The sequence below is a fragment of the Gordonia sp. G4 genome, from assembly GCF_057770005.1.
On record NZ_CM173442.1, the window covers coordinates 5,138,517 to 5,158,272 of the forward strand.

Sequence of the window (19,756 nt, forward strand, 5' to 3'; positions counted from 1 at the left end):
CCCCTACTGGTCAGTAATAGTTTCTGGACGCTACCGCATCGACGCGATCGCGACAGCCGACACGGATCCACCCGGTGCCAAGCCACCCCACATGGGGCACGATGAGGGGAGGCACCGCACAACATCGGAGCGCGGTGCCCGACGCCATGCAGTCGGACCACCACCCCGAGTCCGGCCTGTCAGAGGGAGTAGGCATCACCGTGACCAACCAGATGGACCATGCGACACAGGACGTCTCGCCGAGCGAACCCGCCGGGAACACCGGCCCCCGCTCGAACGGACGCGCCGCCGGACAACGAGTCCGGGTCATCCGCGAAGGAGTCGCGTCCTATCTGCCCGACATCGACCCAGACGAGACCGACGAATGGCTCGACTCGTTCGACGCCCTCCTCGATGCCGCGGGACCCGGTCGCGCTCGGTACCTGATGCTGCGACTTCTCGAGCGGGCCGGCGAGAAGCGCGTGTCGATCCCCGCACTCACCTCCACCGACTACGTCAACACCATCCCCACCGAGGCCGAGCCCTGGTTCCCCGGCGACGAGGACGTCGAACGCCGCTTCCGTCAGATGATCCGGTGGAACGCCGCGATCATGGTGCATCGCGCCCAGCGGCCGGGTGTCGGTGTGGGCGGCCATATCTCCACCTATGCCTCGTCGGCGTCGCTCTACGAGGTCGGCTTCAACCACTTCTTCCGCGGCAAGGACCACTCCGGCGGCGGCGACCACATCTTCATCCAGGGCCACGCCTCACCGGGCATCTACGCCCGCGCCTACCTCGAGGGCCGGATCGACGAGGCCCGGATGGACGGCTTCCGCCAGGAGCACAGCCACGCCGGCGAGGGCGGCGGCCTGCCGTCGTATCCGCATCCGCGCCTGATGCCCGATTTCTGGGAATTCCCCACCGTCTCCATGGGTCTCGGCCCGATGAACGCCGTCTACCAGGCGCGCTTCAACCACTACCTGCACGACCGCGGGATCAAGGACACCTCCGATCAGCATGTGTGGGCCTTCCTCGGCGACGGCGAGATGGACGAGCCCGAGTCGCGCGGCTTCGCCAGCTTCGCGGCCACCGAGGGTCTCGACAACCTGACCTTCGTCATCAACTGCAACCTGCAGCGTCTCGACGGCCCGGTGCGCGGCAACGGCAAGATCATCCAGGAACTCGAGTCCTTCTTCCGCGGCGCCGGATGGAACGTCATCAAGGTCATCTGGGGCCGTGAGTGGGACTCGCTGCTGCACGCCGACCGCGACGGCGCTCTGGTCAATCTGATGAACACCACACCCGACGGCGACTTCCAGACCTACAAGGCCAACGACGGCGCGTTCGTCCGCGAACACTTCTTCAACCGCGACCCGCGTACGAAGGAACTCGTCAAGGATCTCTCGGACGCCGACATCTGGAACCTCAAGCGGGGCGGTCACGACTACCGCAAGATCCACGCCGCCTACGCCTCGGCGATGACCCACAAGGGACAACCGACCGTCATCCTCGCCCACACCATCAAGGGCTACACGCTGGGCAAGCACTTCGAGGGTCGCAACGCGACGCACCAGATGAAGAAGCTGACGCTCGACGACCTGAAGGCCTTCCGCGACAGCACGCGGATCCCGATCACCGACGAGCAGCTCGAGAAAGACCCGTACCTGCCGCCGTACTACAACCCCGGCAAGGACTCGCCGGAACTCCAGTACATGCTCGACCGGCGCAAGACCCTCGGCGGCTTCCTGCCGAGCCGGCGCACGAAGTCCAAAGTCCTGAAGGCGGACATGAGTTCGGCGCTGAAGGCCACCGCGAAGGGCTCGGGCAAGCAGCAGGTCGCCACCACCATGGCGCTCGTACGTGTCTTCAAGGATTTGTTGCGCGACAAGGAGATCGGCAAGCGCATCGTCCCGATCATCCCCGACGAGGCGCGCACGTTCGGGATGGACTCGTGGTTCCCGACCCTCAAGATCTACAACCGCAACGGGCAGCTCTACACCTCGGTCGACGCCGAACTGATGCTCGCCTACAAGGAGAGCTCGGAGGGCCAGATCCTCCACGAGGGCATCAACGAGGCCGGGTCGGCGGCCAGCTTCGCCGCGGTCGGCACGTCGTACTCGACCCACGACGAGCCGATGATCCCGCTGTACATCTTCTATTCGATGTTCGGTTTCCAGCGCACCGGCGACAGCTTCTGGGCGGCCGCGGACCAGATGGCGCGAGGCTTCGTCATCGGCGCGACCGCGGGGCGCACCACACTGACCGGCGAGGGGCTCCAGCACGCCGACGGGCACTCCCCGTTGCTGGCCGCCACGAACCCCGCGGTCGTCGCCTACGACCCGGCCTTCGCCTACGAGCTCGGCCACATCGTCGAGCGCGGCATCGAGCGCATGTACGGCGACGACCCGGAGAACGTCTTCTACTACCTGACCGTCTACAACGAGCCGATCAGTCAGCCGGCCAAGCCCGAGGGGCTCGATCCGGCCGGCATCGTCAAGGGCGCGTACCGGTTCCAGAAGGCTCCCGAGGGCAAGCAGCATCCGGCCAACATCCTCGTCTCCGGCGTGACCATGCCCGACGCGCTGCGCGCCGCAGACATGCTCGCGGAGGAATGGAACGTCGGCGCCGACGTCTACTCGGTCACCTCGTGGAGCGAACTCGCCCGCGACGGCATCCGCGCCGACCGCGAGGCGGTGCGCGATCCGGGGGCCGAACCGGCCCCGGCCTACCTGACCGAGTTGCTCGCCGACGCCGCCGGCCCGTTCGTCGGAGTCAGCGACTACATGCGTGGCGTCCAGGAGCAGATCCGGGCCTACCTCCCGGGCACCTACCTCACGCTCGGCACGGACGGCTTCGGGTTCTCCGACACCCGTCCGGCGGCGCGCCGGTTCTTCAACGTCGACGCCGAGTCGATCGTGGTCGCCGTGCTCGTCGCGCTCGCCCGGGACGGCAACATCGAGATGTCGGTCGCCAAGCAGGCCGCCGACAAGTACCGGATCGACGATGTCTCGGCCGCGCCCGAGCAGACCAGCGATCCGGGTGTCGCCTGAGCGTCGCGTCGACGGACGCGGCCTCGTCTCGCCCACGGTCGGCGACTCCGGCCGGCCGAGGGTCTAGATTGAGGTCGTGTCCGATGCCAGCGTGAACAGGAAGCCACCGCCGGCTGATGTGTTCGGTGAGCGGGGCGCCCATGTACCGGCCCCCGCCACCGTGCACGACGCGCTCCCGGACACACTGCTCCGGCGGGTCAAGCAGTACAGCGGCCGGCTCGCCACCGAGGCGGTCCACTCGATGCAGGACCAGCTGCCGTACTTCTCCGATCTCGACGCGGCACAGCGCGCGAGTGTGCAACTCGTCGTGCAGACCGCGGTGGTCAATTTCGTCGAGTGGATCCAGGACCCCGAGGGCAACGTGAAGTTCACGGTCCAGGCCTTCCAGGTGGTCCCCCAGGATCTCGCCCGCCGGATCACCCTCCTGCAGACCGTCGAGATGGTCCGCGTGGCGATGGAGTTTTTCGAGAAGTGGCTCCCGCTCCTGGCCCGCAACGACGCCCAGCTCCGCGCGCTCACCGAGTCGGTGCTGCGGTACGGACGGGAGATCGGCTTCGCCGCGGCATCCATCTACGCTTCGGCCGCGGAGTCGCGGGGTGCGTGGGATTCCCGGCTCGAGGCCCTGGTCGTCGACGCGGTCGTCCGCGGGGACACCGGCGCCCAGTTGCTGTCTCGCGCAGCAGCGCTCAACTGGGAATCGGATGCACCCGCCACCGTCATCGTCGGGACCCCGCCGCCGGAACAGAACGTCTCGGTGCCGCTGGCGATCCACAACACGGCCAAGTCCTTCGACCGGTCGGCCCTCTCGGTGGTGCAGGGTTCGGTACTGGTGGCCATCGTGAGCGGTCCGGCCCGTCCGACCGAGAAGTTCGTCGGCGCGCTGCTGTCCCACTTCGCCGATGCCCCGGTCGTCATCGGACCGACGATGCCGAACCTCGGCAGTGCGCACACGAGTGCGACCGAGGCGATGGCCGGAATAGAGGCGGTCGCGGGCTGGCCGAACGCCCCGCGCCCGGTCCACAGTCTCGAACTGCTCCCCGAACGCGCGCTCAACGGCGACGAGTCAGCGATGACCGCTTTGGTGGAATCCCTCGTCCTACCGCTGGCCGAGGGCGGCTCGACGTTGACGACGACGCTCGATGCCTACCTCGACTCCGGCGGCTCGGTGGAGTCGTGCGCTCGGATTCTGTACATACATCCAAATACGGTCCGCTATCGGTTGAAGAAAATTTCAGAAATCACAGGACGTGACCCAACTAACCCTCGCGACGCCTACGTTCTGAGGGTCGCGTCGACGGTGGGTCGACTGACACACTTCCGGCACAAATCGCATTCATCAGCCACATGAGTCACACCGGTTTCATGTCCGATTCACCGTTTGTGCTGATAGGAGCCTTAAGAACACGGTTCGGTAACAAATCTCGGACTGGTGACGAACCAGGTGACCTGTAGGTCACCTTTGTGGGAACCCCACAAAAGGCGGCGACAAGGTTCATGCTTCTCCACACCCACATCCCACGGGCAAAGGGTGTTCTCTGGTCACGTGCTTTCGATGCTTGCCCCCGGACAGGGCTCACAGACACCCGGAATGCTCGTGCCCTGGCTCGAACTGCCGGGCGCGCGTGACCAGCTCGCCACCTGGTCCAAGCTCATCCAGCTGGACCTCGAAGGGCTCGGCACCACCGCCACCGCGGAGGAGATCACCGACACCGCGGTGACCCAGCCGCTCGTCGTGGTCGCGGCGCTGCTGGCCTACGACGAGGTCCGCAAGAACGGCGAGCTGCCTGCCGACGCCGTCGTGGCCGGACACTCGGTGGGTGAACTGGCCGCCGCGGCGATCACCGGTGTGATCTCCGCCGACGAAGCGGTCACGCTCGCCGCGATCCGCGGTGCCGAGATGGCCAAGGCCTGCGCGCTCGAGCCCACGACCATGGCTGCCGTTCTCGGTGGCGACGAGGCCGCGGTGCTCGCGCGCCTCGACGAACTCGACCTCGTCCCGGCCAACCGCAACGCGGCGGGTCAGATCGTCGCCGCCGGCGCGGTCGCCCAGATCGACGAACTCATCGCGTCGCCGCCGGAGAAGGCTCGCATCCGCAAGCTCGCCGTCGCCGGCGCGTTCCACACGCACTTCATGGCTCCGGCCCAAGAGGCCGTCGCCGCTGCCGCGGCACAGATCACCCCGTCCGACCCCGTCCGCACGCTGCTGTCGAACTCCGACGGTCAGCCTGTAACGGACGGCGCCGACGCGCTGACAAAACTGGTGGGACAGGTGACCAGGCCGGTCCGCTGGGATCTCTGCTCGGCGTACCTGCGGGACCACTCGGCCGACGCCGTGGTGGAACTGCCCCCGGCGGGGACGCTGGTGGGTATCGCCAAGCGCGAACTCAAGGGCACTCCCGCGCTGGCGCTCAAGGAGCCCGGCGACATCACGAAGATCACCGAACTTGGATAGAGGTCGCGGGTAGTCCGCGACCCCCGGAACGTGGGCTGTTAGAGCCGGCGTGTCCAAGCGCGCGGACTCTCCTGTCCGTCATGCGCTCCGGAACCATCAAGTCAACGAAGCTAAGGAAAGGGAACGCCACAGTGGCTGCCACCCAGGAACAACTCATTGCCGGCATCGCGGAGATCATCGAAGAAGTCACCGGCATCGAGCCGTCCGAGGTGACCCTCGAGAAGTCGTTCGTCGACGACCTCGACATCGATTCGCTGTCCATGGTCGAGATCGCGGTCCAGACCGAGGACAAGTACGGCGTGAAGATCCCGGACGAGGATCTCGCCGGCCTCCGCACCGTCGGCGACGCCGTCGCCTACATCCAGAAGCTCGAGAACGAGAACCCCGAGGCCGCTGCAGCCATCAAGGCGCAGGTCGAGGCAGACGAGAACTGATGACTCCCTCTTCCCTCCGCGAGTACTCCACGCTGGGTGGGAACTTCCCGAGTGTGGTGGTCACCTCCATGGTGGCCACCACCTCGCTGGGCGGGGACCTCGACTCGACCTGGAAGAACCTGCTGGCCGGCGAATCGGGAATCCGTGAGCTGACCGACGACTTCATCACCAAGTACAACCTCCCGGTGCGCATCGGTGGTCGTCTCCTCCAGGATCCCGCCGAGGAGGTCACGCGCGTCGAATCCCGGCGGATGGCCTACGTCGAGCGCATCGCGCACGTCATGAGCAAGCGCCTCTGGGCCCAGGCCGGCGAACCCGACGTCGACAAGGACCGCCTTGCCGTCGTGATCGGTACCGGTCAGGGCGGCGCCGACGCGATGGTCGACGCGGTCCAGGCCATGGAGACCACCGGGAACTACCGCAAGGTGTCCCCGCTCGCCGTCTCGATGGCGATGCCGAACGGACCGGCGGCCGTCGCGGGACTCAACGTCGGCGCCCGCGCCGGCGTGATCACCCCGGTCTCGGCCTGTTCATCGGGCGCCGAGGCCATCGCACACGCCTGGCGCCACATCGTCATGGGTGACGCCGACATGGTCGTCACCGGCGGCGTCGAGGGTCACATCGACGCGGTGCCGATCGCCGCCTTCTCGATGATGCGTGCGATGAGCACGCGCAACGACGATCCCGCGGCCGCCTCACGGCCGTTCGACAAGGACCGCGACGGGTTCGTCTTCGGCGAGGGCTCGGCGATGCTGATCCTCGAGCGTGAGGATCATGCACGGGCACGCGGCGCGCACATCCACGCCCGCCTCCTCGGCTCCGGCATCACCTCCGACGGATTCCACCTCGTCGCCCCCGACCCCAGTGGACAGGGCAATGCACGGGCGATGACCCGGGCCCTGCAGACCGCCGGTCTGCAGCGCTCCGACATCACCCACATCAACGCGCACGCCACGTCGACCCCCATCGGCGACACCGCCGAGGCCGCGGGCATTCTCGCCGCCATCGGCCAGCACGCGGCGGTGTACGCACCGAAGTCCGCGCTCGGACACTCCATCGGTGCCGTCGGGGCGCTCGAGTCGGTCCTGACCATCAAGAGTGTCGAGGAAGGCGTCATCCCGCCGACCCTCAACCTCGAGAATCTGGACCCGGAATGCGACATCGACGTCGTGCACGGTGAGCCCCGCTACGGGCAGATCGAGTACGCGATCAACAACTCGTTCGGTTTCGGTGGGCACAACGTGGCGCTCGCCTTCGGTCGCTACTGAGCACTCCCGCCACACCCCCGACACCCAGGAGACATCGATGACGACCTTGGCTCCCGTTGCCGGCCGCGAAGAAGCCGCCGATCCCCGCGACCCCCTGTTGCGGCTCACCAACTTCTTCGACGAAGGCACGATGTCGCTGCTCCATCCACGCGACAAGTCGGGCGTCCAGGCCGCCGTCGGTCTGGTCCACGGGGTCCGGACGGTCTCCTACTGCACCGACGGCACCGTGATGGGTGGCGCCATGGGTGTCGTGGGGTGTGCGCACATCGTCAACGCCATCGACACCGCCATCACCGAGCAGGCGCCGGTCATCGGCATCTGGCACTCGGGTGGCGCTCGCCTCGCCGAGGGTGTCGAGGCGTTGCACGCGGTCGGCCAGGTCTTCGAGGCGATGGTGCGCGCCTCCGGCTACATCCCGCAGATCTCGGTCGTCGTCGGGTTCGCGGCCGGGGGCGCGGCCTACGGCCCGGCGCTGACCGACGTCGTGATCATGGCGCCGGCCGGCCGGGTCTTCGTGACCGGGCCGGATGTCGTCAAGAGCGTCACCGGCGAAGAAGTCGACATGGAGTCGCTGGGCGGCCCGACCACACACGGCAAGAAGTCCGGCGTCTGCCACATCGTCGCCGACTCCGAGCCCGATGCGCTGTGGCGGGCGCGGCGTCTCGTGTCGACGTTCACCCAGCAGGGACACTTCGACCGCGATCACGCCCGGGCCGGCGACACCGACCTCAAGGCCCTGCTGCCCGAGTCGAATCGTCGCGCCTACGACGTCCACCCCGTCGTCGAGCAGTTGCTCGACTCCGGTGTGGCCGCCGACGGCGAGACGGAGATCTCGAGTTTCGAAGAGCTGCAAGCGAAGTGGGCGCCGAACATCGTCGTCGGCTTCGGCCGGCTGTCCGGACGCAGCGTCGGTGTCATCGCGAACAACCCGCTGCGGATGGGCGGTTGCCTCAACTCCGAGAGCGCCGAGAAGGCATCGCGTTTCGTCCGCCTCTGTGACGCCTTCGGAATCCCTCTCATCGTCATCACCGATGTACCGGGCTACCTTCCCGGCGTCGGCCAGGAGTGGAACGGCGTCGTCCGGCGTGGCGCGAAGCTGCTGCATGCCTTCGCCGAGGCCTCGGTCCCCCGCGTCACGCTGGTGACCCGAAAGATCTACGGCGGTGCCTACATCGCGATGAACTCGCGTGCGCTCGGCGCCACCGCGGTCTTCGCCTGGCCGGGTTCGGAGGTCGCCGTGATGGGCGCCAAGGCCGCGGTGGGCATCCTCCACAAGAAGGCCCTCGCCGCCGCACCCGACGATGAGCGAGAGGCTCTGCACGACCGCCTCGCCGCCGAGCACGAGGCCATCGCCGGCGGTGTCGGCCGCGCTCAGTCCATCGGGGTGGTCGACGAGATCATCGACCCGGCGCACACGCGCAGCATCATCGCCGAAGCGCTCGCGGCAGCACCCGCACGCCGCGGACGCCACAAGAACATCCCGCTCTGACGCGTCGCACCAACGACAAGTGCCCCGGTCCTTCGAGGACCGGGGCACTTGTCATCACCGCTCCCTGAGGAGCCCGGAGCGTGCAGAGGACACGCCACCACCGCTCCCTGAGGAGCCCGGAGCCTGCGGAGGACACGCCACCACCGCTCCCTGAGGAGCCCGGAGCCTGCGGAGGGCGTCTCGAAGGGTCAGCCCACCCGCTGCTGCAACCAGGTGACCTCGGCGCCGGCGCCGCCCATGCGGTACTGCTCGAGGGCGTTGTCCCACGCGGTACCGAGTGCGCCTTCGAGTTCACCGGCGAGGCCGGCGCTGTCGGGTTGCGATTCGATCATCGAGCGCAACTGGTTCTCGCCGATGATGACGTCACCGTTGGCGCTCGTGGAGCCGCGCCACAGGCCCAGTCCCGGGACGTAGCAGAACCGCTCGCCGTCGACGCCCTCGCTCGGATTCTCGGTCACCTCGAAGCGAAGCGCCGACCACTCACGGAGAGCCGTCACCAGACGTGCGGCAGTGCCGACCGGCCCTGCCCAGTCGACAGTGGCACGCTGCATGCCCGGCTCGGCATCCTGTGCCGACCATTTCAGGTTGGCGCGCGCATTCAGGGTCGACGACAGAGCCCACTCCACATGCGGGCACAGCGCCACCGGCGCCGAGTGGATGTACACCACTCCTGTTGTCATGTCCGCAAACTGGTTCAGATTGCGCACCTTGTTCACCTCCGTTGTCGACGAGGAACGTCTTCCCCAACACACCTCGCGACAGCGGATATCACACTCGTGAGATCAATTGTGCCTCATGAGGCACGTGTTGCGCCAGTTTCTGGTGCGAGAAAAATTCAGTTCTGTGACGAGAGTTCATCAACGACACGATCGTTGAACTCGCTCCACAGCGGCTTCGCCCATGGTCCGAACGGCCGGTCGGTCAGCACGACGCATGCGGCGTCGAGAACCGGGTCCACCCAGAGAAACGTCCCGGCCTGCCCGAAGTGCCCGAACGTGCGCGGAGAATTCCGTGTCCCGGTCCAATGCGGCGACTTCTCCGAGCGGATCTCGAAGCCGATCCCCCAGTCGTTGGGGCGGTGCTTGCCGTAACCCGGAACGAATCCGTCGAGACCGGGGAACTGGACCGACGTCAGCTTTCCGAACGTCTCCGGCGCCAGCAGCCGCGGATTCAACAGCTCTCGAGCGAAGACCGCCAGATCCGCCGCACTCGAGCGCGCCGCATGCCCGGCCGACCCGTAGAGGGTCGTCGACGACAACCCCAGCGGCATACACACGGCTTCGGAGAGATACCGGCCGAACTCGATACCGGTAGCTTCCGCCACGGCCTCGGCGGCCACCTCGAAGCCCGAACTCGAATAGATCCGCTGCTCCCCCGGCGGCGCCTCGACCTCGCGGGTGTCATAGGCCAGTCCGGACGCATGCGAGAGAAGGTGAGCGAGAGTCGATCCCGACGGCCCCGCCGGGTCGTCGAGTTCGACGGCACCTTCCTCGACCGCCACGAGAACCGCGTAGGCCACCAGCGGCTTGGTCACCGAGGCGAGTTCGAAGACGCGAGCGGGGTCGCCGAACTGGTCGGCGACCCCGTCACGGGTGATGATCGCCGCCGACGCGTGGTCGACGGGCCATTCCGTCAGAGATTCAAGGACAGACACATCGGGTCACGTTACCCGGGTGCTCACCAGTCCTCTTCGGTGTAGCGGATGACACCGCGGATGTTCTTGCCGTCCAACATGTCCTGGTAACCCTCGTTGATCTGGTCCAGCCGGTACTGGCGGGTGATCATGTCGGCGATGTTGAGCTTGCCGATCTTGTACATCGACAGCAGCTGCGGGATGTCGAGCTTCGGGTTGGCGCCGCCGAAGATGGAGCCCTGCAGGTTCTTCTGCAGCAGGGTCAGCATGGCGAGGTTCAGGTTCACATCGCTCTCGAGCATGTTGCCCATACCGGTCAGGACACAGGTGCCGCCCTTGGCGGTGATACCCATCCACAGGTCGACGTCCTTGCCGTGGACCTCGCCGACCGTGACGATCACCTTCTGGCACATGCCGCCGTGCGTGGTCTCCGCGATCGCCATGGCAGCCTCTTCGACCGAGGCGAACGCCGCGGTGGCCCCGAACTTCAGCGCCTGCTCGCGCTTCCACTCGACCGGGTCGATGGCGAACAGGTTGCGGGCACCGGAGATCACCGCGCCCTGCAGTGCCGCGGTACCGACGCCGCCGACACCGACGATGGCGACGTCTTCGCCCGGGCGCACGTCGCCGCTCCGGGTCGAGGAGCCGTAACCGGTGGGGATGCCGCAACCGCACAGCGCGGCGACCTCGAACGGGATGTCCTTGTCGATCTTCACCGCGGACGCCTCGTGCACGACCATGTACGGCGCGAAGGTCCCCAGCAGCGTCATCGGGTAGACGTTCTCGCCGGATGCGGTCTGGATGCGGAAGGTGTTGTCCGACACGGCTTCACCCTGCAGCAGCATGGCGCCGAAGTCGCACAGGTTGGCCATCCCCGACTGACACGACGGACACTTGCCACACGATGGGATGAACGACAGCACGACGTGGTCGCCGACCTCGAAGTCGGTGACGCCTTCGCCGATCTCGGCGACGACTCCCGCACCCTCGTGTCCGCCCAGGATCGGGAACCCGGCCATCGGGATGCCACCTGTCATCAGATGATGATCGGAATGGCACATGCCTGCGGCTTCCATCTTGATCTTGATCTCGTGGGCCTTGGGATCGCCGATCTCGATGTCCTCGATCGCCCACGGCTTGTTGTGCTCCCGCAGCAGTGCACCCTTTGTCTTCACTGAACTCCTCCGTTCGAACCCGGCGACGTCTCACACCGGGAGGATCTACTCACTCCGACGGTTGCCGCCATGACGTGACAGTCATCACTCAACCACATAATTGGAACGTGTTCTAGTACGTGTTTCCAGGCCGCGCAGTCGCCCGGTGCGATCGAGACGGACGAGACCACGACGACCTGGGCGCGAGTGCTCGCGCCCAGGTCGGAGGGTGTCGGTCTGGAGGGTGGCGTCAGTCGGAGAGGCCGGCGTCCTTGCTGCCGTAGCTCTGACGCAGCGTCGGCTTGACGACCTTGCCGCCGGCGTTGCGCGGCAGTTCGTCGACGATGACGATGTCCTTCGGATGCTTGAACCGGGCGAGGTTCTCGTTGAGGTACGGCTCGAGGTCGGCGAGGGTCAGGTCGTCGACTCCGTCGGCCAGCACCACCACGGCCACCGGCACCTCGCCCCACTTCTCGTGCGCCCGACCGATGATCGCCGCCTCGGTGATGCTCGGATGACCGAAGAGCACGTTCTCGACCTCGGCGCAGTAGATGTTCTCACCACCGGAGATGATCATGTCCTTGGCGCGGTCGACGACGTAGAGGAAGCCCTCCTCGTCCGCGCGGACCAGGTCGCCGGAGTGGAACCAGCCGCCGGCGAAGGCGTCGGCGGTGCCCTGCTCGTTCTGCCAGTACCCCTTCATCATGTTCGGGCCCCGGTAGACGATCTCGCCGACTTCACCCTGCGCCACGTCGTTCCCCTCGGGGTCGACGATGCGGGCGGTGACCGCGGGGACGACCTTGCCGATCGAGCCGATCTTGCGCAGCGCGTCCCGGCCCTCGAGCACACAGGTGATCGGAGACATCTCGCTCTGCCCGAAGACGGCGACGTTCAGCGCTTCCGGGAAGGTCTCGTTCATCGCCTTCAGGACCGTGTCCGACGCCGGGGCGGCGCCCCAGCTGATCACCCGCAGCTTGAGGTCGCGCGGCTTGGCCTGCTGCGCGGCGCAGACGGCCTGCCACTGCGCGGGCACCAGGAAGATCGAGGTGGTGCCCTCCTTCTCGATCGTGTCGAGCATGTCGTCGGGGTCGAACGCACCGAGCGGATGGATCACCGAGAGCGCACCCATGTAGAACAGTGGCGCCATCGCGCCGAGGCCGGCGATGTGGAACATCGGCGCGACGCAGGAGCCGATGTCATCGGACCGGGTCTGCAGAGCCTGCAGACAGGTGACGGCCTGCGCCTGCATGTTCGTGTGGGTGAGCATGGCGCCCTTGGGCTTTCCGGTCGTGCCCGAGGTGTACATGATCAGCGCGACGGTGTCCTCGGGAACGTCGATCTCCTCGAGATCCGACGAATCCTCGGCAACCAGCGACTCGTAGTCGAGGTGATTCTCCTTGTCCGATCCGCCGACCACGATGGTGTGCTCGATCGCGCCGGTGGCGGCGCCCGCGGCGTCGGCCAGCGGCGCGAGGAGGGTCTCGGTGACGATCACCTTGGCACCGCTGTCGTTGACGAGGAAGGCGACCTCGGCCGGGCTCATCCGGATGTTCACCGGCACGGGGATGGCGCCGATCAGGTTGGCGCCCAGAACCGCTTCGACGTACTCCGAGCGGTTGAGCAGGACGATCAGGACCCGGTCACCGAACTGCACGCCGCGTCGGCTCAGCGCGGCGGCAAACGCCCGGCTGCGCTCATCGAGTTCTTTCCAGGTGGTGACGTTGCCCAGGAACTTCAGCGCCGGCTTGTCCGGGGTCATGAAGGCGTGGCGGCGGATCTGGTTGTTCCAGTGGTTGCGGCGCGAACGCAGTGGCTCGGTGGCCAGGTCGCTGAAGGTGTCGACGGTCGCGGTCATACGATCGGTCTCCTCGTTGTCTTCTCTGGTGGTGATGGGGTCGGGACGGGTGGTGTGTGGTTCTTCCGGCGTGGCGCGAAAATCACCGGGAGGCGCCGGCGAAGGCACTGATCGCCGCCTGGAACTCCGGGGACTGGAGCAGTTCGGTCTGGCCGTCGAGTTCTCGCTCGATGGCGGCGTCGAAACCGGACATCGTGTGCGCGTCGAGCGCGGCCTTCGTGAGCCGGAGCGCAGCGGCACTCTTGCCCGCCAGCTTTCGGGCCACAGTGCCGACCACCTCGTCGAGCGCGGCACGGTCGTCGACGACCCCGTTGACGAGTCCGGCCTCGAGAGCTTCTGCGGCACGCAGCTTCTCGCCGAGGAGTGCCAGCTCGTTGGCGCGTACGCGACCGACCGCCGTGGCGAACGACATCGACGCGGCGCCGTCGGGCATCAGACCGATGTTGACGAATGCGAGCAGGAAGTACGACCGCGCCGTCGTGTAGATGAGGTCGGCGCCGAGTGCGAGTGACGCACCGATCCCGGCAGCCGCGCCGTCGACGGAGGCGATCACCGGGACCGGGACCGAACGCACGGCACGTACGAGGGCGGAGCCACCGGAGATGATCGCCCGGGCCTGTTCCCGGGTGAAGCCGGACGCGCCACCTTCGGTCGACCGCTCGGCGAACCCCCGGACGTCGGCACCGGCACTGAAACTGCCACCGGCGCCGTCGATCACGACGACGCGGACGTCATCCCGCTTCGACCACTCCGACAAGGTCTCCTCGATCGCCTTTTCGGCCCGGCCGTCGAGGGCGTTCATCCGTTCCGGTCGAGAAATCGTCAGACGTCCGATCCCGGAATCGTCCACGGACGTCACCACTCCGTCGTGCGTGATCTCGTCGCTCACTACCACTCCCCATTCATGCCGGTTCCGATAGACACAGTGCCCCGCATCTGTGCCATCGCCTAGACTACTATCACAATGCGACGCAGATCACGAGAATTCTCGTTAACTTATCAGATCGTTTTGTGCTCCTCTACTGCGGTTTTACCGTCTGGTCCGGAAATCTGTCACGAGAACGTGGTCTCCGGCTAGGCTGTGTCGTCATGACCGCCCGCCCGCAGACGTCACGCCCGGACCCGGGCGTCCGGCGTCGTCGCCCCGCCGACCGGCGACGCATGATCGTCGACGCCGCGGCGAAGGCGTTCAGCGACGGCGGATATCACGCGGTACGACTCGACGACATCGCCGAGGCCGTCGGCATCTCCGCGCCGGCCCTGTACCGGCACTTCCCGAACAAGTACGCACTGTTCGCCGAGACCACCGCCGAACTCGCCACCGGCCTGCGCGACGTACTCGACACCGTCCCCGAGGGGTCCCCGGAGGAATTGCACGCGCTCCTCGAGGCGATCACCGCCACCTCGTTCGACAACCGGCGCCGCGGCGGGCTGTATCGCTGGGAATCGCGGTACCTCGAGCCCGCCGACGTCGCGATCGTCCGCGACGTCGTCGTGCACCAGCACCGTCGCGTGCGGGCGGCCGCCCGGCGACTGCGGCCGTCGCTGAACGACTCCGACGCCAATCTCGTCGCCGCGGCGATCATCAGCGTCGCGGCCAGTCCCACGACGCACCGCGCCGCGCTGCCCGCCCGTGAGGCGACGGCGCTGATGTCCGGCGCCGCGATCGGCCTGCTCGACGTCGGGTTACCCGCCCCCACCGCTCGCGAACGACCGACGGTCACCGGACTCGCCCCCGCCGCCAAACGTGAGGTCATCCTGACCGAGGCCATCGGACTCTTCGCCGCCCGCGGGTTCCGGGACGTCACCATCGAGGACATCGCACACGCGGCCGACCTGCCCGCGTCGGGCGTGTACCGCCACTTCCCGAGCAAGGTCGCGATCCTCGAGGCATCGTTCTGGCGCGCCACCGATCGGGTCACGTCTGCGATCGCCGACGCCCTCGCCGCATCGACGACGCCCCGGGAGGCGATCGTCGCGATACTCGCCGCCTACATCCGATTGAGCTCCAGCACAACGGATCTGATCTCGATCTACGAGACCGAGATCGGGCACACCACCCCAGAGGCTCGCGCCGAACTGCGCAATCAGCAACGGATCACCGTCGACGAGTTCGCCACGTGGCTCACCCGGGACCGCGAGGAACTGTCGCTCTCACAGGCCCGGTTCCTCGTGCACGCGGCACTCGACGTGGTGACCGACCTGTCGCGCCAGTCCCCGCCGCCCTCGCCCGAGCGGATCGAAGCGCTCGCGATGCGGATACTGCTCGGCCCACACGTGGCCGACTGACGCCCCTACAGCACCGCGAAGTCGTCCATCAGCCAGCGGCCGTCCTGTTCGACGAGAGTGACCTTGACCCGCGACTGGTACGGGAATCCCTCGGGAAACTCCTGGGCGGTCTGGGGCGATTTCAGCGTCTGGTCGAGCGTCACCAGCACGACGGCCTTGCCGTCGTCGACGGACATGATGCCGGCGTTGTCGGCCTTCGCGGTCGAGACCGATTCGGCCGCAGTCGATCCGCGTCTCGCGTCCTGCGAGGATTCGATGTAGGTCTGGGTGAAGGCGGGCGTCGAGATCTCCCGGATGCGCCGGTCGAGGTCGGCGTAATCGGCGGAGTTGTAGGTGGAGATCTCGGCCGCGTACCGGCGCGCCGTCTCGAGCAGCGACGACGTGGCGCCGGCCGACGCGCTCGTCTCGGCCCGCTCGTCGGCGTCCACATAGGCCACCGCGAGTACCGCGGTCGACGCCGCGAGGGCGATGACCGCCACGATCAGCGCGATCACGGCCCAGGGCCGGGCGCCGACCGCCGAGGTCCATCCGGTCCACCGAGAGCCACGACGACCGGACGCCGCGGGGTCGATCTTGCGCGGCGTGCGGTCCGCATCGGTGTCGGTGGACTTCGGGTCGTCGGTGGGCGGGTCGTCGGTGGGCGCGGCGGGGTCCGGGCCTGCGGAATCGGTCGCCGCCGAACGGGTTGCGGGACCCGAACCCTCCGAGCCACGCTTGCGACCGGCCTTGCGAGCCGCCTTCTCCGCTTTGGCCTCGGCCTCGGCGCGGTACTTGTCGCGGTTGCTGCGGTTGGCCTGCAGGAACTCGGCGCCGTGGAGAGGGTTCACCTCCGCGGCGTCGCTGGGGGGATTCGCCTGTGCCGAGCCGGGGTCGACGGACTGATCGGACTCGGCACCGGGTGCGGTGCCCCCGGCGTCGGGCTGGTCGGACGTGGAACGCGGCTTCGGCATGCGTTCAATGTAGCGAGACGTTCCCGGCCGGTTCGTCTCGCTGCCGGATCAGTGCCCGACGATCAGAGGCTGCCGAGGTCCAGAGACACCCATTGCTTCGGCTCGAGGAACAGTTTCGTCTGCGGGCCGTGGTCCTTCTCGGCCATCTCCACGTAGGGGTCCACCGCCTGGGGCGGGAGGTAGCGCGCCGCCATCTCCTGGAGGTCGGCGCGAGTGCCGGCGACCATGTCGACCGCATCCCCCGACACGGCCACGTACATCAGCCGCGGCGTCACCTCGTCGACCATCAGCGTGAAACGCCCGGCTGCCCGGATGAGCTGCAGTTTGCGCGACTCGGTCCCGGTGAGCAGCCAGGGACGTCCACCCGGCTCGTACTGGTACCAGACCGGGACGGTCAGTGGCGCCCGGCCGGGCTCGGCCTCCACCGACAACGCCGCGACGTGGGGTTCGGACAGGAACGCTTCTCGTTCGGATTTCGTGAGTGCCATGTGCCGACGGTAGACCGCACCACCGACATCCCGTCCGTGTTCTTTCGACCCGGACGGGATGTTCTGGCTACTTCCAGGGTTCGAGTACCTCGGCGGCGCGCTCGGCGAGCACCATCTGGAAGATCGGCCCGAAACTGACCCGGGCGACGCCGAGTTCGGCCAAGGCCGACTTCGAGTTCTTGGTCGGATGCCCGATCGCGTTGACCGGCAACGGCAGCTCCGCGGTGAGCCGCTTCTGCGTGGCGTCTTCGTGGAAACCGACCGGGTACAACACATCCGCACCGGCTTCGGCGGCCAGCTTCAGTCGCTCGATGGCGCGGTCGACGCGATCGGATTCGTCCCCGACCTGCTTCACGAAGAGGTCGGTACGCGCGTTGATGACCACGTGGACGTCGGTGGCGTCGGACGCGGCCCGCAATGCGCCCACGAAGTCGGCGTGCTCCTGCGCCTCGCGGAGGCGACCGCCCTCGCTGTGCACGGTGTCCTCGATGTTCAGGCCGACCGCGCCGGCCGCGATCAAGCCGTCGATGAGTGTCTTCGGGTCTTCCCCGTAGCCGGATTCGATGTCGACGGAGATCGGGACGTCGACGGCGGCGGTGATCTGCCGGATCCGGGTGGTCAGCTCATCGAATGTGATGCCCTCGTTGTCGGGTTTGCCGATGGAGTCCGATACCGGATGACTGCCGACCGTGAGCGCGGTGAACCCCGCGGAGATCGCGAGATTCGCCGACCACGCATCCCAGACCGTGGGCAGGATGACCGGATTTCCGGGCTGGTGGAGGTCGAGCAGAGTCGTGGCCTTGCTGGAGAGTTCCGTCATGGTCCCTACAACTACGCCGATCGGCGATCGCATTCCACCGCCGCCGCCATCCGGTTGTGGTTTGTCCCGGATGCCGGGACAAAACGCAACCGGGTAGCGGCCGGCCGGCCGGCGCTACTCGCGCCAGAACAGGTGATGAGTGACCCCGCTGGAGCTGGGGACCGACTCGTGGTGGTACCGGTCCTCGAGTTCCTCGGGCGACTCCCAGAGTTTCAGCCCCTCCCCGATCGTGACCGGCGCGACGGCGATGTGCAGGGTGTCGATGAGGCCGGCGTCGAGGAATTCCCGCACGGTGCTCACGCCGCCGCCGATGCGTACGTCCTTGCCGTCGGCCGCGGCCTTCGCCTGCTCGGCAGCCTCGGCGGGTGTCGCGTCGAGAAAGTGAAAAGTGGTGTCGCCGAGCGTGAACGACGGTCGCACGTGGTGCGTCAGCACGAAGACGGGCGTGTGGAAGGGCGGTTCGTCGCCCCACCAACCCTGCCACTCATGGTCGGTCCACGGGCCGCGCTGATGGCCGAACTTGTTGCGGCCCATGATCTCCGCGCCGATGTTGTGGGAGAAGTCGCGCGTGAAGTAGTCGTCGAGGCCCCGCGTGCCACCCGGGTCGGTCCGATTGGGCCAGCCGGCGGTGGCACCCGCCCATGACATCAGTTCCCAGGGTTCGACGCGGTCACCGAAGGGACGCTCGAACGTCTGGTTCTCCCCCGCCCCGATCCCGTCCTGCGAGATGGAGAAGTTCTGGACTCTGAGTAGTTGCGGCATGGCTTGGCATTCCCGTCGTCTGTCGGCACGAGCAATATATGCGGACAGACCCGGTGGCGCCGGAAAACTCATCGCCGCGGCGCAGACCGGATGATCCACGCCGCGATCGCCGCCTGCGGACCCACGACGGAGGTGACCGATACGGATGACCGGAGGCGGCGACAGCGAAGCAGCGTCAGCCGAGCGCCTGGGCAATGACGTCGGCGACGGGGGTCGACGACCGGCCGATGAGCGACCGGAGATCACCGGAGGTGGTGTCGAGTTCGCCGCGACTGATCCCCGCGTCCGAGCTCGCCAGCATCGCGGCGACCGGCTCGGGCAGGCCCGCGCCGACCAGACTCGCCCGGTAATCGGACTCCGAGAGGTCGCGGTACTCTACGGTCGAACCCGCCGCCTCACCGATCGCGCGGGCGAACTCTCCGTACGTCAGCCGTTCGTCCCCACCCAGCTCGTAGACCTTGCCGGCCTGATCGGAATCGGCGGTGAGGACAGCCGCGGCCGCGGCCGCGTAGTCGGCACGGGCAGCGGCCGCGAGCCTTCCCTCACCGGCCGCCCCGAAGAGCGTCCCGGTCGACACCGCCTGCGGGATGGCCGCCAGGTAGTTCTCCCAGTACCAGCCGTTGCGCAGGATCACGGTGGAAACCGGCGACTTGCTCAGCCGGGCCTCGGTGGCGACATGCTCAGGGGCCAGGCTCAAGCCACTCGTGTCCGCGTGAAGCAGGCTGGTGTAGGCGATGAGTGCGACGCCGTTCTCCTCCGCGGACTCGATCACGTTGGTGTGCTGGGCGACACGTCGGCCCATGTCGGCGCCCGAGATGAGCAGCAGCTTGTCGACTCCGGCGAGTGCGGTCCGCAACGACTCCGGGTCGTCGTAGTCGGCGACGCGGACCGAGACGCCCTGCGACGCGAGCTTCGACGCCTTCGACTCGTCCCGGACGATCGCGACGACGTCGGTGGCCGCGACGCCACGAGCGAGTAGTTCCTCGATCACGAGTCCGCCGAGATGTCCTGTCGCGCCGGTCACTGCTGTGGTCATGGTGTCCTCTTTCTGGGTGGTGGTCGCCCCAGTATGCACTAACTTTTAGTAAGTGCAATACGATGTGTTAGCAAGATCTCGTCGCTTCGACTACCGT

17 protein-coding genes are annotated in these 19,756 nt (G+C 67.3%); 7 read left to right on the forward strand and 10 right to left on the reverse strand.

From position 1 onward, the window contains the following. Positions 1 to 146: 146 nt before the first annotated feature. From aceE to AC3B5T_RS23240, 6 genes are all read left to right on the forward strand, one after another. Positions 147 to 3,029 (forward strand): pyruvate dehydrogenase (acetyl-transferring), homodimeric type, encoded by a 2,883-nt coding sequence (aceE, locus tag AC3B5T_RS23215; protein ID WP_442902690.1) that lies wholly within the window; start codon positions 147 to 149, stop codon positions 3,027 to 3,029. A 76-nt stretch (positions 3,030 to 3,105) separates the two neighbouring features. Next, the gene (locus AC3B5T_RS23220; RefSeq protein WP_014927379.1) at positions 3,106 to 4,377 is read left to right on the forward strand and encodes a PucR family transcriptional regulator; all 1,272 of its coding nucleotides are present in this window, start codon (positions 3,106 to 3,108) and stop codon (positions 4,375 to 4,377) included. 195 nt (positions 4,378 to 4,572) lie between these two features. Beyond that, the gene (locus tag AC3B5T_RS23225; protein WP_010841189.1) at positions 4,573 to 5,481 is read left to right on the forward strand and encodes an ACP S-malonyltransferase; all 909 of its coding nucleotides are present in this window, start codon (positions 4,573 to 4,575) and stop codon (positions 5,479 to 5,481) included. A 131-nt stretch (positions 5,482 to 5,612) separates the two neighbouring features. Then, complete coding sequence (gene acpM / locus AC3B5T_RS23230) at positions 5,613 to 5,915, forward strand: meromycolate extension acyl carrier protein AcpM (RefSeq protein WP_010841190.1); 303 nt, start codon at positions 5,613 to 5,615, stop codon at positions 5,913 to 5,915. Continuing rightward, a complete protein-coding gene (locus AC3B5T_RS23235) occupies positions 5,915 to 7,183 on the forward strand; it encodes a KasA/KasB family beta-ketoacyl-ACP synthase (RefSeq protein ID WP_010841191.1) in 1,269 nt (422 codons plus the stop codon). Before acpM ends, AC3B5T_RS23235 begins: the two co-directional genes overlap by 1 nt. A gap of 37 nt (positions 7,184 to 7,220) precedes the next feature. Beyond that, positions 7,221 to 8,672, forward strand: coding sequence for an acyl-CoA carboxylase subunit beta (locus AC3B5T_RS23240; protein WP_010841192.1), 1,452 nt, complete (start codon positions 7,221 to 7,223; stop codon positions 8,670 to 8,672). 188 nt (positions 8,673 to 8,860) lie between these two features. Here AC3B5T_RS23240 and AC3B5T_RS23245 read toward each other — a convergent pair whose 3' ends face one another. The 5 genes from AC3B5T_RS23245 to AC3B5T_RS23265 form a co-directional block, all read right to left on the reverse strand. Further along, a complete protein-coding gene (locus AC3B5T_RS23245) occupies positions 8,861 to 9,379 on the reverse strand; it encodes a DUF3145 domain-containing protein (RefSeq protein ID WP_010841193.1) in 519 nt (172 codons plus the stop codon). A gap of 128 nt (positions 9,380 to 9,507) precedes the next feature. Further along, positions 9,508 to 10,326, reverse strand: coding sequence for a serine hydrolase domain-containing protein (locus tag AC3B5T_RS23250; protein WP_055475460.1), 819 nt, complete (start codon positions 10,324 to 10,326; stop codon positions 9,508 to 9,510). A gap of 23 nt (positions 10,327 to 10,349) precedes the next feature. Beyond that, positions 10,350 to 11,480: an NDMA-dependent alcohol dehydrogenase gene (locus AC3B5T_RS23255; RefSeq protein ID WP_010841195.1), complete on the reverse strand. Its 1,131-nt coding sequence runs from the start codon at positions 11,478 to 11,480 to the stop codon at positions 10,350 to 10,352. A gap of 229 nt (positions 11,481 to 11,709) precedes the next feature. Beyond that, entirely contained in the window at positions 11,710 to 13,314 is a 1,605-nt protein-coding gene (gene fadD5 / locus AC3B5T_RS23260; protein WP_014927383.1) for a fatty-acid--CoA ligase FadD5, read from the reverse strand. An 82-nt stretch (positions 13,315 to 13,396) separates the two neighbouring features. Then, positions 13,397 to 14,203 (reverse strand): enoyl-CoA hydratase-related protein, encoded by an 807-nt coding sequence (locus AC3B5T_RS23265; RefSeq protein WP_010841197.1) that lies wholly within the window; start codon positions 14,201 to 14,203, stop codon positions 13,397 to 13,399. Between the two features lie 200 nt (positions 14,204 to 14,403). Here AC3B5T_RS23265 and AC3B5T_RS23270 point away from each other — a divergent pair, with 200 nt between their 5' ends. After that, positions 14,404 to 15,603 (forward strand): TetR/AcrR family transcriptional regulator, encoded by a 1,200-nt coding sequence (locus AC3B5T_RS23270; RefSeq protein ID WP_055475461.1) that lies wholly within the window; start codon positions 14,404 to 14,406, stop codon positions 15,601 to 15,603. Positions 15,604 to 15,608: 5 nt separating this feature from the next. On the opposite strand, the gene AC3B5T_RS23275 is transcribed toward AC3B5T_RS23270, so the two are convergent. The 5 genes from AC3B5T_RS23275 to AC3B5T_RS23295 all read right to left on the reverse strand — a co-directional run bounded on the left by AC3B5T_RS23275 (position 15,609) and on the right by AC3B5T_RS23295 (position 19,659). Further along, positions 15,609 to 16,553 carry a hypothetical protein gene (locus tag AC3B5T_RS23275; RefSeq protein WP_055475462.1) on the reverse strand — a complete coding sequence of 315 codons (945 nt, stop codon included), beginning with the start codon at positions 16,551 to 16,553 and terminating at the stop codon, positions 15,609 to 15,611. Positions 16,554 to 16,615: 62 nt separating this feature from the next. Then, on the reverse strand, positions 16,616 to 17,041 hold the full coding sequence (locus AC3B5T_RS23280; protein WP_010841200.1) for a pyridoxamine 5'-phosphate oxidase family protein: 426 nt from the start codon (positions 17,039 to 17,041) through the stop codon (positions 16,616 to 16,618). A gap of 67 nt (positions 17,042 to 17,108) precedes the next feature. Then, entirely contained in the window at positions 17,109 to 17,861 is a 753-nt protein-coding gene (locus tag AC3B5T_RS23285; protein ID WP_055475463.1) for an isocitrate lyase/PEP mutase family protein, read from the reverse strand. A gap of 114 nt (positions 17,862 to 17,975) precedes the next feature. Beyond that, positions 17,976 to 18,623 carry a dihydrofolate reductase family protein gene (locus AC3B5T_RS23290; protein WP_014927392.1) on the reverse strand — a complete coding sequence of 216 codons (648 nt, stop codon included), beginning with the start codon at positions 18,621 to 18,623 and terminating at the stop codon, positions 17,976 to 17,978. Positions 18,624 to 18,798: 175 nt separating this feature from the next. Then, a complete protein-coding gene (locus AC3B5T_RS23295; protein ID WP_055475464.1) occupies positions 18,799 to 19,659 on the reverse strand; it encodes an SDR family oxidoreductase in 861 nt (286 codons plus the stop codon). Positions 19,660 to 19,756: the final 97 nt, after the last annotated feature.

Excerpts from the sequence above, each read along its gene's own strand:
- aceE (WP_442902690.1), top strand. The coding sequence starts at position 147 with ATGCAGTCGGACCACCACCCCGAGTCCGGCCTGTCAGAGGGAGTAGGC.
- AC3B5T_RS23235 (WP_010841191.1), top strand. The coding sequence starts at position 5,915 with ATGACTCCCTCTTCCCTCCGCGAGTACTCCACGCTGGGTGGGAACTTC.
- AC3B5T_RS23240 (WP_010841192.1), top strand. The coding sequence starts at position 7,221 with ATGACGACCTTGGCTCCCGTTGCCGGCCGCGAAGAAGCCGCCGATCCC.
- fadD5 (WP_014927383.1), bottom strand. The coding sequence starts at position 13,314 with ATGACCGCGACCGTCGACACCTTCAGCGACCTGGCCACCGAGCCACTG.
- AC3B5T_RS23270 (WP_055475461.1), top strand. The coding sequence starts at position 14,404 with ATGACCGCCCGCCCGCAGACGTCACGCCCGGACCCGGGCGTCCGGCGT.
- AC3B5T_RS23275 (WP_055475462.1), bottom strand. The coding sequence starts at position 16,553 with ATGCCGAAGCCGCGTTCCACGTCCGACCAGCCCGACGCCGGGGGCACC.
- AC3B5T_RS23280 (WP_010841200.1), bottom strand. The coding sequence starts at position 17,041 with ATGGCACTCACGAAATCCGAACGAGAAGCGTTCCTGTCCGAACCCCAC.
- AC3B5T_RS23285 (WP_055475463.1), bottom strand. The coding sequence starts at position 17,861 with ATGACGGAACTCTCCAGCAAGGCCACGACTCTGCTCGACCTCCACCAG.
- AC3B5T_RS23290 (WP_014927392.1), bottom strand. The coding sequence starts at position 18,623 with ATGCCGCAACTACTCAGAGTCCAGAACTTCTCCATCTCGCAGGACGGG.
- AC3B5T_RS23295 (WP_055475464.1), bottom strand. The coding sequence starts at position 19,659 with ATGACCACAGCAGTGACCGGCGCGACAGGACATCTCGGCGGACTCGTG.